Origin of the sequence: Paraburkholderia sediminicola (assembly GCF_046030555.1) — a bacterium.
GTDB lineage: Bacteria > Pseudomonadota > Gammaproteobacteria > Burkholderiales > Burkholderiaceae > Paraburkholderia > Paraburkholderia sediminicola_E.
Window position 1 is genome coordinate 73,932 of record NZ_JAQQCH010000006.1, and the last position, 13,564, is coordinate 87,495.

Sequence of the window (13,564 nt, forward strand, 5' to 3'; positions counted from 1 at the left end):
GATCTCACGATGCGCGCAGTTCCCTGGTGAACAGTCCTTGAGGACGAACCGACAGAATCACCACCAGCAGCACGAAGGCGATGATGTCCTTGTAGTCGGTCGAGATGTAGAAGGCGCCGAAACTCTCCGCCATGCCGATGATCAGTCCGCCCACGATCGCCCCCGGCACGCTGCCCATGCCGCCGAGAATGATGATCACGAAGGCCTTCAGGATCACCAGTTGGCCCATCGCCGGATAGACGAGGTTGATCGGTGCATACAGCGTGGCCGCCACGGCGGCGAGAAGTCCTGAGATGCCGAAGGTCAGCATCGTCACCTTGTTGGCGTCGATGCCCATCAGCGAGGCGCCTTCGCGATCCTGCGCCATCGCGATGATGCTCGAGCCGATCACCGTGTATTTGAGGAAGAGTTGCAGCACCACCACCAGCGCGAAGGCGGCGCCGATGATCAGCAAGCGCTGCAGCGGTGCGGTCACGCCGCCCAGTTCGATGATCCCGGCGTAGGGCGTGGCCATGCGGTGAAAATCCGCGCCCCAGATCGCTTGCGCGCCGGCTTCGAGAAATAGCAGAAGGCCGATCGCGGCGATCATCGGATGCAATTCGGAGGATTTGCGCAACGGATGAAACACCAGCCGCTCGGCGAGAATCGCGAGCACCGCGACCGCGGCGCCGGAGCCGATCATGGCGAGCCAGTAGTTCCAGCCGAGCCGGCTCATCAGGTAGAACGAGACGAACGCGCCGACCATGTAGAACGCGCCGTGAGCGAAATTCGGCACCGCGAGAATGCCGTAGACCAGCGTGAGTCCGAGTGCGACGAGGCTGTAGATGCCGCCCAGCGTCAAGCCGTTGAGAAACTGCTGCAAAAACATATCCACGCTTCTACACCCTCCAACGGCAGCGCGCTGTGCAATTGTCACCCGTGCTTCTGGGGACGCTTCGCCGCGCGCCTGACTACGGACGGGACAACGGCCGCTACTTGAATCTGGCGAATGTTATCGGCGGTTGTCGACGGTTTGAAACGCGCACGCATCCGCAGCAAACTGCAAGCACGCGATGTGCGGTGGCGCGAGAGAAATTTGGCACGGGCGTTCGCTTTGCGTCAACAGGTTTTTCCATTTGCTTGTTCTGCATTGCAGATTATTAGGGAAGTCACTTAGATCGTTCGCGCTGCAGCGCTGACACGTTTGACGCGCCATGCGTCAATCGCAAAAGAACCACGCTGTTGCTTGCATTCAGCATGGATCGACGCGCTGTCGATCACGCGCGCGAGCAGTGTCGGTGAAAATGGAAAGTCGGCTTGACTTCACTTTGCACGCCCCAGTATTCTGCAATGCAGAAATTAACCCGCCGCTCACGCGCTCGGCGCATCCCGGCGTGAGTGCTTCGCCACGCGGCCGTCAACATGATGTTCTTCGCTTTCTCAAGGTGCCCCGCCCATGAACTCCGCACTCGATATCCCCAGCGTTCGTCAGATGGTGTCTCTTGAGGAGTGGCAGGCCCGCGTCGACCTTGCCGCCGCGTACCGGCTGGTGGCGTTGTTCGGTTGGGACGACCTGGTGTTCACGCACATTTCGGCGCGCGTGCCGGGACACGAGCACCAGTTTCTGATCAACCCGTACGGCCTGTTCTTCGAGGAAATCACCGCGTCGAGTCTGGTCAAGGTGGACCATGAGGGCCACCCCGTCATGCCGACGCCTTTCGACGTGAATCCTGCCGGCTTCGTGATTCATAGCGCCGTGCATGAAGCACGGCCCAACGTGAATTGCGTGTTGCATACGCATACGGCCTATGGCGTCGCAGTCGCGGCGCAAGAAGAGGGTTTGCTGCCGTTGTCGCAGCAGTCGGGTTTCGTGCTGACGAACCTTGCCTATCACGACTATGAAGGCGTCGCGCTGCGCGACGCGGAAAAGGCGAGGCTGGTCAGCGATCTCGGTAACGCCAATTACATGATGCTGCGCAATCACGGTCTGCTGACCTGCGGACGTACCATCGCCGAAGCGTTTCAGGCCATGTATCTGTTCGAAACGTCATGTCGTATCCAGATCCTCGCGCAAGCAGGCGGCAAGCTGATCGACGTACCGCAGTCGATCATCGAGACGATGGGCGAGCAGGCGCGTCAGGTGAGCAAAGGCAAGGGCGCCGATCTGGTGTGGCCAGGCTTGCTGCGGCGTTTGACGCGGCGTAATCCTGGCTACGATCAGTAGGACGCAATTTGACTCTGCAATTTGGGCGGCAATGGAGCCCAATGCGCGCCACACTACGCCGTGCCAATCGATCAACCTCTCGCTCGCATGATCCGGCGCACCGCCCACGCGGCGCGCCGGCATCCCGCGTTCCGCACCGGCTAGAACATGTGTCGGATGCCGACGTTTACGCCGGCCGTGGTGCCCGTGGCTTCGTTCAACGCGTTGTTGACGGACAGTCCCGTGTGCATCGCGCCGTGGTTCGTGACGAAACCGCCTTGCCCATACACCACGGTGGCTTTCGATAGCGAATACTCAAGTCCGGCGGACGCCAGTATCGAATTGTTCGACGAGTTGTTCCCGTCGCGCGTCACCCACACGCCCGCGTCGACGTTCAGCGCCGGTGTGATGCGATAACTCGCGCCGCCCGAATAGACGCGATCATTGAACGAACCTGCCACCTTGTACTGTACGTACGAGGCCTTCACGGTCAGGTTGTTGAACACGTAGCTGGCGCCGATTGCCCGGCCGTCGAATTCAACCACGCTCGGAATCGCGATCGAGGCCGCGCTGCCGCCGGCATTGCCGCTGTAGAGCGCGGCATCGACGGTCAGTGAGCCGAGGTGGTAGCGCAGGCTCGCCGAGTACTGGCGGCCCGCCTGAAAATCTCCCGCTGTGCCGCCCAATGCCATCATCGCGCTGGCTTGCAAGCCGGCGATTTCCGGCGACGTGTACGAAATGCCGTTCGGGTTGAACAGGCCGGTCACATAGACGTTATTGAGGTAGGTGACGAGGCCGCTGCCGAAGTACGACATCTCGCGCGGATCGAAGTCGTACACCGCGAGGAAGAAGGGCGAGAACTGCAAGCCGGCCTTGACCGTACCGTAGCGGCTGTCGATACCGACCCACGCCTGCCGCCCGAATTCGTTGCCGTTCGAATTGCTGAGCGCGCCATTGGCAATGCTGATACCGCTTTCGAGTTCGAAGATCGCGCGTGTGCTGCCGCCGAGATCTTCGGCGCCACGCATGCCGAAGCGCGAACCGGAGAGGCCGCTGTCGGTGAACGAGTATTGGTGACCCGCGCTCTGGCCGGTCGTCGCGTTAAGTGTTTTGCTGGTGTAGAGGAGGGAGGCGTCGACAATACCGTACAGCGTGACGCTGCTTTGCGCATGAGCGCACTGGGCGGCGCCTAATGCACACGCGCCTGCTAATCCGAGAATGGCTCCAACCCGATTGCGATGACTTGCCGGCATGCTTCGTGTCTCCTTGTTTATTGAAATCAATTGAACTGGCGAAGTAATGCGTGTGCTGCAAGATTCTGGCGATCTGTTGCGCGATACGATTTCAATGGGCGATAACAAGCCTTCGCGATCTGATAAGGGATGCGAAATAGTGGGTCTGCGAGTGTGCGCCTGGGGTCCGGTTGCCTGCTGGGTTGTCTCCTGATCGCTGGGGCGGCTCGGCGCTGCCATGAACTCATTGATCGCGTGCTTGCGCACAGGATGCAGGCGCAATTTGGCACGACCGTTCGTTCTATGTCAACGGGGGAAATCGCTCGTTTGGACTGCAATGCAGGACAAAATAGGGAAAACACCTGGCGTTATCGGTGTACTTTATTTGTGCCGTAAGGCTTTGTAATACAAGGAAGTTAGCGGAATTGTCCGGTTTGAATTGCCGGCCATGTGTTTGTTGCCGTAGTTCTGCATTGCAGAACTGTGGGCGCTGCTCAACGTGACCCGAGCGCCTCGATCAGCATGTCGACGAATGCCTTGACCCGCGCCGTCATTTGCAGCTGTTGCGGGTACACCGCGTAAATATCGGCACCCGGTGTTCGGTATTCCGGCAGTACGTGGATCAGGTGGCCATCGGCGAGATACTCCGCGATATCCCATTCCGCCCGCATCAGAATGCCGTGACCGTCCAGTGCCCACTTCACCGCGATCTCGCCGTCATTGGTGGTGAGATTGCCGCGCACGCGCACTGTCTCGGTCTTTTCGGTGGCGCCCCGTCCGCTGGTCAGACGCCATAGCCCGTAGCCATCGTCGCCCTGACGAATGCCGATGCAGTTGTGTTGCGATAGCTCTGCCGGACTGCGTGGTGCGCGCCGTTTGGCGAAATACGCAGGCGACGCGCAAAGCAGCCGCCGATTGGACGCGACCCGGCGCGCTATCACACGAGCATCCGGCGGTTCGCCGAAGCGCACGCACACGTCGAAGGCGTCGTCGCTGATCGGCGGTGGGTCGACGGAGAGTTGCAACTGCACGTCCACTTCGGGAAAGCGCCGCACAAACCGGGAAATCAGCGGCGCCACGTGACTACGGCCGAAACCCAGCGTTGCGTTCACGCGCAGCAGGCCTTTCGGCACGCCTTGCGAGCGGCCGAGCAACTGCGCGAGGTCGTCCATTTCGCTCAGAATGCGCCGTGCGCGCGTCAGATAGAGCTCACCCTCCGGCGTGAGGCTCATGCGTCGTGTCGTGCGGTTAACGAGCGACACGCCCGCACGCGATTCCATCTGCGACAGATGTTTGCTCACGGCCGCTGTACTCAAGCCGAGTTCGCGCGCAGCCGCCGTCAGGCTGCCGCTGGCGGCGAGCGTGGAGAAGAAGGCGAGGTCGTCCGGTTGTATCGACGAGGTCATGGGGAGTGGGTCAATGAGCAGCCCGATGAGCGGCTCATTGTTAACTTCAGGTTAAAGATGCTTTGAGTCTAGCAGCGTTTTCGCGAGCGGTCGTCGTTCTAGGATGCAGCCATACGTTCAACATCATGGAGACGCCAGTGAAGACCTATCGCATCGCAACCATTCCCGGCGACGGTATCGGCAAGGAAGTCGTGCCTGCGGGCCAACGCGTTCTCGAAGCCATCGCTGCGCGAAGCGACGTCTTCAGATTCGACTTCGAGAATTTCGATTGGGGTGGCGATTTTTACCGCGAGCACGGCGCGATGATGCCGGCCGACGGGCTGGATGCCATCCGCAACAAGGATGCGATTCTGTTCGGCTCCGCGGGCGATCCACACATTCCCGATCACGTGACGCTCTGGGGTCTGCGCCTGAAAATCTGTCAGGGCTTCGATCAGTATGCGAACGTGCGTCCCACCCGCATCCTTCCCGGCATCGATGCACCGTTAAAGCGCTGCGGGCCGAAGGATCTCGACTGGGTGATCGTGCGCGAGAACTCCGAGGGTGAGTACTCCGGCGTTGGCGGACGCGCACACCAGGGCCACCCGATCGAAGTGGCCACGGACGTCTCGATGATGACCCGCGCGGGTGTCGAGCGCATTCTCCGTTTCGCGTTCCGCCTCGCACAGTCGCGGCCGCGTAAGTTGCTGACGGTGATTACCAAAAGCAATGCGCAGCGGCACGCCATGGTCATGTGGGACGAGATTGCCCTGGAAGTTTCGAAGGAATTTCCCGACGTCACATGGGACAAGGAACTCGTCGACGCCGCCACCGCGCGCATGGTTAATCGTCCCGCAACGCTCGATACGATCGTCGCCACGAATCTTCACGCGGACATTCTGAGCGATCTGGCCGCAGCGCTGGCCGGGAGCCTTGGCATCGCACCGACCGCGAATCTCGACCCCGAGCGCCGCTATCCGTCGATGTTCGAGCCGATTCATGGCTCCGCATTCGACATCATGGGCAAGGGTCTCGCGAATCCGGTCGGCACGTTCTGGTCGGTTGTGATGATGCTCGAGCATCTTGGTGAGATGGCCGCTGCACAACGGTTGATGAATGCGATCGAACGCATCACGGCGAACCCGGCGCTGCACACGGGCGACCTCGGCGGCACGGCGACGACCGTGCAGGTGACCGATGCGGTCTGCGCAATCCTCGCAGCGGAACCGGCGGCAGAGTTCAAAGCGGCTTAACACGCAATAGACACAGCGCGCGATAGGCAGCGAGCAACGCGCAATGCACGCACGCATGACACAAAAACATAACGCCTGGACGACCACGTCACGGGCGACTCAGAAAGCGGAGACTGGCATGACCAATGAATTGCAAGCCCGTGTGGTTCGCAAGCTGACGTGGCGCATTTTGCCCTTCGTCATGCTGCTTTACTTTGTCAGTTTTCTCGATCGCGTGAATGTCGGTTTCGCCGCGCTGACGATGAACAAGGACCTCGGACTCTCGCCGACCATGTTCGGGTTGGGCGGCGGCATTTTTTTCCTTGGGTACTTTCTATTCGAAGTGCCGTCGAACCTCATTCTGAACAAGGTCGGCGCGCGCATCTGGATTGCGCGCGTGATGGTGACGTGGGGACTGGTGTCGGCGGCTTCCGCGTTTGTTGTCGGACCGAATTCGTTCTATACGCTGCGCTTTTTGCTCGGTGTGGCCGAAGCCGGTTTCTTTCCCGGCATCATTCTTTATCTCAGTCAGTGGTTTCCCGCACGGCAGCGTGCGGTCGCGGCGGCTGCATTCATGGCGGCCGCGCCTCTGTCGACCGCAATCGGCTCGCCCATTTCCGGCGCCATCATGCAGATGCCGGCACTGTTCGGTTTGAAGGACTGGCAATGGCTGTTCATCATCGAAGCGATTCCTGCTGTCGTTCTCGGGTTCGTGGTGTTGAAAGCACTCACCGATTCGCCAGAGAAGGCGACTTGGCTAGCCGCGGATGAAAAAACCTGGCTTGTCACGACCTTGCGCGAAGAACGCGCGGGACGTGAATCGCAGGCAGGACATGCGGCAGGCGCGCTCGCGGCACTGCGCGACCCGCGTGTGTGGATCATGTCGATGATTTACTTCGGCACATCGGCGGGTCTTTATACGCTCGGGCTATGGGCGCCGCTGATCATTCGTCAATTCGGCTTTAGCGCGCTTGGTACGGGCGCGTTGAATGCGATTCCCAGCGTGCTGGCCGTGATCGGCATGGTGCTGTGGGCTCGCCATTCGGACCGCACTGGCGAACGCACGTGGCATGTGGTGATTCCGTGCGTTGTGGCGGGCGTTGGGCTCGCATGGGCGGGTTTTGCGGATACGATCATTGCGGTGGTGCTGGCGCTGATCCTCGTGAACGTGGGCATTAGTGCGGCCAAGGCGCCGCTGTGGGCCATGCCGAGTACCTTTCTTTCGGGTGCCGGCGCGGCGGCCGGTATCGCCATGATCAACTCGATCGGCAACCTTGGCGGTTTCGTCGGCCCGTTTGCTATTGGCTGGCTGAAGAGCGTGACGGGGGGATATGCTGCCGGACTTTATGTCGTGGCGGCGAGTCTCGCAGTATCGGCCATGCTCGCCTTGGCTATTGGCCGGCGAGGATATCGGGCGGCTCCCGCGCCGCAATGATCTCGCTGGTTTCCGGTCGATTTCTGGATTGAAAATGTGCCTTGCTCCCGCGCTGATTTTTGTCCGTAGACTTGCCGCGAGTCCCGGACAGCGCGGAAGTGCAGGGCATCATCGCGCGTATTCAATGATTGAACAATCGCGAATTCTTGCCCGCGAAATGCATCGTTGAGGATTGCGAAAAGCTTGTGGCCGGTCCGCCGTAACCCGAGCTGTCACGGTATCCGGATGTCTTGTGCGAAGGCTGCTGATATTGCGCACCCGACTGATTGTTCTGCGTGTCGTGCATCGAGACGGCGGGTGCTGCCGTTGTATCGTTCATTGGCGGGCTCATCTGCTGGGCAAACGACAAGGTCGGGATCGCAAGGATCGAAGCAATGAGCATGATGTGTTTGAGCGCTTTCATGGTGGTTCTCCAATAGGGTGATGGTGCCGCGCCGGCCATTCCGGTCGATGCGTGTCCACAGAATAAGCAGCTTTGCTTAACTCCTCCTTAGGGGCGCTCAAACAACGTTCTTCCACGTTTTGAAGCACAAGCCGTGGCGCGGCCAATGCCGGCACCAAGGCTTGCCTCGCGCAGCCACTACGTCATTTGTCTCAATCCCCATCCCAGCCGTGCCGCTCGTGCCATTCGCGCTCGTGCTCCTCGTGCTCATGGTGGCGCCACTGCCGTTCGCGCCATTCCTGTCGCTCGTGCCATTCACGGGCACGCCAATCGTCGCCGTAGCCATAGCCATATCCCACGACGGGTGGGGGCGCGTAGACGACCGGCGGAGGGGCGATATAGGCCGGTTGCGCGGGCACGAAAACCGGCCCGGGAATGCCAATGCCGATGCCCACGTCGACGTGGGCGGAAGCGACCGTGGAAGCCACTAATAGCGCGCCGCCGAGAATCGCTGATAATAGGTTCTTGCGCATGTTTTTTCGTATCGCCTGACGCTTGCAGGCGATGATAGTGAAGATGCTGCGCAGTGTAGGCAGGGCCGCAGTTTGCAGGTGCAAGAGGGATGCGAGATTGGTAACACGGAGTAACGCCGAGCAGCCTTAAGGTTGTCGTAATGATTCCCGTGCACCATAAACCGGCTAGACCTCCGGTTTCTTCCCGCTGCTCACAAAACCAGCGACGCTGTTTTCGTCACGAACCGGCAATTAATAGCCCGGTCGTGCCGTTTTGAATTTTGCTGACTGATATCCACGTTTGATCGGGGAATGCAATGGGTTTTTCTGCTGAAGCTTGGGCGCTCGCGCGCCTGTGGTGCATGTACCCTGTGCTGGGTGGCATTGCGATCTGGTATTTTTCGCGGGCGGACCGTCTGCTGCAGGCTGTTCGCGCACGCAATTGAGCATCAATTCATTGATCATCGGGCGCCGCCACGAGTGTGCAACGGCGCCCGCTGAGCAACCGCACGCCTGCTGCACTGCGGCAAGTGCGCCTTCCACTTCCCCGACACAGCTGTTTTCTCCGCCAAACCGCATTCACTTGCTCTGGCGCGACATGCCCGCCTGACCCCTCCAGTACCCCGAAACACCTTACCCAGCAAGGGTTTGGCCGCCGTCTGGCGGCGCCCGCGCCGTGGCGGTGTCGCATTTCCACATGTGGTTGTCGCAAATAGTCGGCTAGGCATACTTTTTTCTGGCAACTATGTATGCACAGCGCGGACGGACGTCCGCCACTGCAGCAACTATCTTGCATGGGACCGGAGCAAGTGCTTTGCATGGGACCAGAGTAAGCGCTGAAGCGCTTACTCTGGTCGACAGCTAAAGCGCCAACACCGGTCGACATAGGAGAGCATTCAATGAATTCCCCGAAGGTCGTGGTCGAAGGGCTGTGCAAAGTGTTCGGCACCAACCCGAAACAGGCGATCGGCATGCTGGCAGGCGGCGCGACGAAAGAGGAAGTATTCGCGCGCACCGGTCAGATAGTCGGCGTCCATAACGTATCGTTCGAGGTCAAGGAAGGCGAGATCTTCGTGCTGATGGGCCTCTCGGGCTCCGGCAAGTCGACTCTGATTCGCCTGATCAATCGTCTCGTCGAGCCGACCGCCGGCAAAGTGCTGATCGACGGCCGCGACGTGGCCAGCGTGCCGCGCTCGGAATTGACGGCGCTGCGCCGCAAGGACATGAGCATGGTGTTCCAGTCCTTCGCGTTGATGCCACAACGCACGGTGCTGTCCAACGCGGCGTTCGGGCTGGAAGTGGCGGGCATCGGCAAGAAGGAGCGCGAGAAGCGCGCCATGACCGTGCTTGAGCAGGTCGGCCTCGCGCCGTTCGCGGAAAAGCTGCCGGCCCAGCTATCGGGCGGCATGCAGCAACGCGTGGGGCTTGCGCGCGCGCTGGCGGTCAACCCGTCGCTGATGATCATGGACGAGGCGTTCTCAGCGCTCGATCCGCTCAAGCGCAAGGAAATGCAGAACGTGCTGCTCGAACTGCAGCGCGAGCAGCAGCGCACCATCCTGTTCGTCTCGCACGATCTGGAAGAGGCGATGCGCATCGGCACCCGGATCGCGATCATGGAAGGCGGCAAGGTGGTGCAGATCGGCACGCCGCAGCAGATCATCACGAATCCCGCCGACGACTATGTGCGCGCGTTCTTCGAAGGCATCGACACCAGCCGCTATCTGACGGCCGGCGACCTGATGCAGACTGACGCCGTGCCGCTCATGCAGCATTCACCGCAGATCGACGCCTCCAGCGTGGCCGCGACGCTCAACGGCAGCGCCGAATACGCGTTCGTGCTCGACGGCGAGCGCAAAATCCGCGGCTTCGTGTGCCGCGATGCGATGGGCAGCGCGTCGCCGCAGCTCAATCACGTCGAATGCATCCGCCGTACTACGCCTCTGGACGACGTCGTGGAACGCGTGGTGGCGAGCCGCGCGCCGCTGCCGGTCGTCGAAGCGGACGGCTCCTACTGCGGTTCGGTCAACAAGACGAACGTGCTGAACGTTCTCACGCGCCATCGAGGTTCCCATGTCTGAAGTCATTCCACTTGGCGCCTGGGTCGATCACGGCGTTCACTACCTGCTCGACCACGACGCAGCAACCTTCGATTCCATCGGCAAAGTCATTGAGAGTTTTGCCGCGCTGATCGAGCATGGCCTGCAAGCCGTGCCGATGTGGGCGCTGATGGCGTTCTTCGTCGGTATCGGTTTGTGGCGGGTGGGCTGGCGTTTCGCGCTGTTCACGCTGCTGGCAATGCTGCTGATCTATGGCACCGGCTTCTGGGATCAGATGGTGATCACGCTCGGCCTCACGCTTTCGTCGACCTTGATCAGCCTGCTGCTCGGCGTGCCGCTCGGCATCTGGACCGCGAAGAGCCGCACCGTCGAAATGATCGTGCGGCCCGTGCTCGACCTGATGCAGACCATGCCGGCGTTCGTCTACCTGATTCCGGCGGCGATGTTGTTCGGTCTCGGCCGCGTGCCGGGGATCCTTTCCACGGTGATCTTCGCCATGCCGCCGGCTGTGCGTCTCACGTCGCTCGGCATCAAGCATGTGAATCGCGAAATCGTCGAAGCAGGGCAGGCATTTGGCTGCACGCCCTTGCAGTTGCTCTACAAGGTGCAGTTTCCGAACGCGTTGCCGTCGATCATGACCGGCGTGAATCAGACGATCATGATGGCGCTCTCGATGGTGATCATCGCCTCGATGGTGGGCGCGGGTGGTCTCGGTAACGACGTGCTGGCAAGTATTCAGCGGCTCGATATCGGGCTCGGCTTCGAAAGCGGACTTTCAGTGGTGATGCTCGCGATCATTCTAGACCGCATCACGGAAAGCTTTGGCCGTACGCCGGGCACGGCGCGGGCGCCGTTGCTGTCGGGCCTGCGCAGTCTCATGAAGGTGCGCCGGGCGCCGGCGGCGCAGCACGGCTGAGCCGCTTATGAAGCGCGACGCGATCTCTCCTGTCGAGGTTCCATCCGAGTCGCCGCTCTCCAGACTCGCGCACTTCGGCTTTCTGACGCTGCCGAACTTTTCGATGATCGCGTTCACAAGCGCGGTCGAAGTGCTGCGCATGGCCAACTATGTGGGTCGCGCGCAGCACTACACGTGGTCGGTGATTACGCCGGACGGCGAACCGGCGCGAGCGAGCAACGGCATCACCGTGAAGCCGACTACGACGCTGGCCGAAGCGGGCATGCCGGATGTGCTGATCGTCTGCGCCGGCTGGCATGTGCGCGATTATGTGGACGACACAGTCATCGCATTGCTGCAGGACGTTGCGTCGAGAGGCATTCCGCTTGGCGGCATTTGCACGGGACCGTACGCGCTGCTGGCTGCAAACCTGCTCGACGGCTATCGCTGTACCGTGCATTGGGAAGACATGTCGCCGCTGCACAAGAGTTATCCGCATGTGCGTTTCGCCGATGAGCTGTTCGTGATCGACCGTGACCGGATGACCTGCACCGGCGGCACCGCGCCGCTCGATCTGATGCTGAAACTGGTCGGCATGCGCCTCGGTCATGCAGTCGCGGCGCAAGTGTCCGAGCAGTTCATCGTCGAACGGATTCGCGGTTCGACCGATTACCAGCATATTCCCGTCGACGCGCGGGTTGGCTTCTCGCGTGCGGAATTGATCGAAGTCGTGCGGCTGATGGAAGCGAATATCGAAGAACCCTTGTCGCTCGATGAACTCGCGCGGCTCGTGCATCTGTCGCAACGTCATTTGCAGCGCATGTTCAAGATGTTTCTGAGCGTGTCGCCAACGCATTATTACCTCACCCTGCGTTTGCGTCGTGCGCGTGAACTGCTGCGCAATACGGATGCGTCGATCGCGCGGGTAACGGCTGTGTGCGGTTTTCATTCGCCGTGTCATTTCAGCAAGGCCTATCGCGCGCAGTTCGGTCATGCGCCGAGCGTCGAGCGGCGGCTGTCGGCGTAATTGCGTTGGCGTTAATGAGTTGGTGTTAATGAAGTTCGCGTAAAAAACCGCACCTGAAAATCCGCTGAATACAACCAGTCAAGCATCAATCACCCTGAGGGAACGCCATGAAACGTTTGTTGGCTGCGTCGTTGTGCGCGCTGTCAGTGTCGTCTGTCTTTGCCGTGGAACCGGCCACCTGCCGTGACGTCCGGTTTGCCGATGTCGGCTGGACCGATATCGCCGCGACTACCGGTCTCGCCTCGACGGTGCTCGAAGGACTCGGCTACAAGCCGACCAAGACCATTGCCTCGGTGCCGATCACCTTTGCGGGTGTGAAGAGCAAGCAGATCGACGTGTTCCTCGGCTACTGGTCGCCGACCATGGATCCGATGATCGATCCGTTCAAAAAGGCCGGCCAGCTTACCGTGCTGCCTGCGCCGAATCTGACCGGTGCGAAATACACGCTGGCAGTGCCTGACTACGCATATCAGGCAGGCATTAAAACTTTCACCGACATCGCGAAGAATTACGACAAGCTCGACGGCAAAATCTACGGCATCGAACCGGGTAACGACGGCAATGCGCTGATCAAGAAAATGATCGACAGCAACCAGTACGGCCTGGGCAAGTTCAAGCTGGTGGAGTCGAGCGAGGCGGGCATGCTGGTCGAAGTGAATCGCGCGGTTCGCGACAAGAAGCCGATCGTGTTCCTCGGCTGGGAACCGCATCCGATGAACGTGCAGATGAAGATCGATTATCTGTCCGGTGGCGACGACGTGTTCGGACCCAACTATGGCGAAGCCAGAGTGCTGACGGTTGTGCCGAACGATTACTCGACGCGCTGCCCGAATGTCGCGAAGCTCGTGTCGAACCTGCACTTCACGACGGATATCGAGAACCACGTGATGCTGCCGATCATGAACAAGACAGATCCGAACAAGGCCGCGAAGGATTGGCTGAAGGCGAATCCGGGTGTACTCGACAAGTGGCTTGCGGGTGTGAAGACGTTTGATGGCAAAGATGGGTTGCCGGCTGTGAAGGCTTATGTAGCGGGTAAGTGAGGCGTTGGCTGAACGCCGGACGCACTTGCCTGAAACTCAAGCTCAGCACGAGCGGCAATAGCGTTTGCGACACCAGCGTTTGACGCCAGCGTGTGCTCCGGCCAATAAACCACTCGGTTTGGCTCCGCCGGACGCACACGCTGACACGACATGTCAGTACGCCGCATGACCCAAAGGGAACG

The 13,564-nt window shown here is 60.5% G+C and carries 12 protein-coding genes; 7 read left to right on the plus strand and 5 right to left on the minus strand.

From position 1 onward, the window contains the following. Nucleotides 1-4: 4 nt before the first annotated feature. The gene (locus PQQ52_RS11215) at nucleotides 5-874 is read right to left on the minus strand and encodes a branched-chain amino acid ABC transporter permease (protein ID WP_408210485.1); all 870 of its coding nucleotides are present in this window, start codon (nucleotides 872-874) and stop codon (nucleotides 5-7) included. Between the two features lie 561 nt (nucleotides 875-1,435). Between PQQ52_RS11215 and PQQ52_RS11220 the strand changes: the two genes are divergently transcribed. Continuing rightward, a complete protein-coding gene (locus tag PQQ52_RS11220) occupies nucleotides 1,436-2,203 on the plus strand; it encodes a class II aldolase/adducin family protein (RefSeq protein ID WP_408210488.1) in 768 nt (255 codons plus the stop codon). A gap of 140 nt (nucleotides 2,204-2,343) precedes the next feature. Here the strand turns inward: PQQ52_RS11220 and PQQ52_RS11225 are convergent, their stop codons facing one another. Both PQQ52_RS11225 and PQQ52_RS11230 read right to left on the minus strand, forming a co-directional pair. After that, the gene (locus PQQ52_RS11225) at nucleotides 2,344-3,435 is read right to left on the minus strand and encodes a porin (protein ID WP_408210490.1); all 1,092 of its coding nucleotides are present in this window, start codon (nucleotides 3,433-3,435) and stop codon (nucleotides 2,344-2,346) included. 473 nt (nucleotides 3,436-3,908) lie between these two features. Next, the gene (locus PQQ52_RS11230) at nucleotides 3,909-4,820 is read right to left on the minus strand and encodes a LysR family transcriptional regulator (RefSeq protein ID WP_408210493.1); all 912 of its coding nucleotides are present in this window, start codon (nucleotides 4,818-4,820) and stop codon (nucleotides 3,909-3,911) included. Nucleotides 4,821-4,957: 137 nt separating this feature from the next. Between PQQ52_RS11230 and PQQ52_RS11235 the strand changes: the two genes are divergently transcribed. Both PQQ52_RS11235 and PQQ52_RS11240 read left to right on the plus strand, forming a co-directional pair. After that, nucleotides 4,958-6,052 carry a tartrate dehydrogenase gene (locus PQQ52_RS11235; protein ID WP_408210496.1) on the plus strand — a complete coding sequence of 365 codons (1,095 nt, stop codon included), beginning with the start codon at nucleotides 4,958-4,960 and terminating at the stop codon, nucleotides 6,050-6,052. 118 nt (nucleotides 6,053-6,170) lie between these two features. After that, nucleotides 6,171-7,466, plus strand: a complete 1,296-nt coding sequence (locus tag PQQ52_RS11240; RefSeq protein ID WP_408210499.1) for an MFS transporter — start codon at nucleotides 6,171-6,173, stop codon at nucleotides 7,464-7,466. Between the two features lie 121 nt (nucleotides 7,467-7,587). Here PQQ52_RS11240 and PQQ52_RS11245 read toward each other — a convergent pair whose 3' ends face one another. Then, a complete protein-coding gene (locus PQQ52_RS11245; protein ID WP_408210502.1) occupies nucleotides 7,588-7,869 on the minus strand; it encodes a hypothetical protein in 282 nt (93 codons plus the stop codon). 191 nt (nucleotides 7,870-8,060) lie between these two features. After that, nucleotides 8,061-8,381, minus strand: coding sequence for a hypothetical protein (locus PQQ52_RS11250; RefSeq protein WP_408210504.1), 321 nt, complete (start codon nucleotides 8,379-8,381; stop codon nucleotides 8,061-8,063). 878 nt (nucleotides 8,382-9,259) lie between these two features. On the opposite strand from PQQ52_RS11250, the gene PQQ52_RS11255 reads away from it, so the two are divergent. The 4 genes from PQQ52_RS11255 to PQQ52_RS11270 all read left to right on the plus strand — a co-directional run bounded on the left by PQQ52_RS11255 (nucleotide 9,260) and on the right by PQQ52_RS11270 (nucleotide 13,382). After that, the gene (locus PQQ52_RS11255) at nucleotides 9,260-10,438 is read left to right on the plus strand and encodes a quaternary amine ABC transporter ATP-binding protein (protein ID WP_408210506.1); all 1,179 of its coding nucleotides are present in this window, start codon (nucleotides 9,260-9,262) and stop codon (nucleotides 10,436-10,438) included. Further along, entirely contained in the window at nucleotides 10,431-11,333 is a 903-nt protein-coding gene (gene choW / locus PQQ52_RS11260; protein ID WP_408210509.1) for a choline ABC transporter permease subunit, read from the plus strand. The genes PQQ52_RS11255 and choW overlap by 8 nt, the downstream gene beginning before the upstream one ends. A gap of 7 nt (nucleotides 11,334-11,340) precedes the next feature. Continuing rightward, nucleotides 11,341-12,339, plus strand: coding sequence for a GlxA family transcriptional regulator (locus tag PQQ52_RS11265; protein WP_408210512.1), 999 nt, complete (start codon nucleotides 11,341-11,343; stop codon nucleotides 12,337-12,339). 107 nt (nucleotides 12,340-12,446) lie between these two features. Then, nucleotides 12,447-13,382 (plus strand): choline ABC transporter substrate-binding protein, encoded by a 936-nt coding sequence (locus tag PQQ52_RS11270; protein ID WP_408210515.1) that lies wholly within the window; start codon nucleotides 12,447-12,449, stop codon nucleotides 13,380-13,382. Nucleotides 13,383-13,564: the final 182 nt, after the last annotated feature.

Coding starts and splice junctions, on each gene's coding strand:
- PQQ52_RS11220 (WP_408210488.1), top strand. CDS start 1,436: ATGAACTCCGCACTCGATATCCCCAGCGTTCGTCAGATGGTGTCTCTT.
- PQQ52_RS11225 (WP_408210490.1), bottom strand. CDS start 3,435: ATGCCGGCAAGTCATCGCAATCGGGTTGGAGCCATTCTCGGATTAGCA.
- PQQ52_RS11230 (WP_408210493.1), bottom strand. CDS start 4,820: ATGACCTCGTCGATACAACCGGACGACCTCGCCTTCTTCTCCACGCTC.
- PQQ52_RS11240 (WP_408210499.1), top strand. CDS start 6,171: ATGACCAATGAATTGCAAGCCCGTGTGGTTCGCAAGCTGACGTGGCGC.
- PQQ52_RS11245 (WP_408210502.1), bottom strand. CDS start 7,869: ATGAAAGCGCTCAAACACATCATGCTCATTGCTTCGATCCTTGCGATC.
- PQQ52_RS11250 (WP_408210504.1), bottom strand. CDS start 8,381: ATGCGCAAGAACCTATTATCAGCGATTCTCGGCGGCGCGCTATTAGTG.
- PQQ52_RS11255 (WP_408210506.1), top strand. CDS start 9,260: ATGAATTCCCCGAAGGTCGTGGTCGAAGGGCTGTGCAAAGTGTTCGGC.
- choW (WP_408210509.1), top strand. CDS start 10,431: ATGTCTGAAGTCATTCCACTTGGCGCCTGGGTCGATCACGGCGTTCAC.
- PQQ52_RS11265 (WP_408210512.1), top strand. CDS start 11,341: ATGAAGCGCGACGCGATCTCTCCTGTCGAGGTTCCATCCGAGTCGCCG.
- PQQ52_RS11270 (WP_408210515.1), top strand. CDS start 12,447: ATGAAACGTTTGTTGGCTGCGTCGTTGTGCGCGCTGTCAGTGTCGTCT.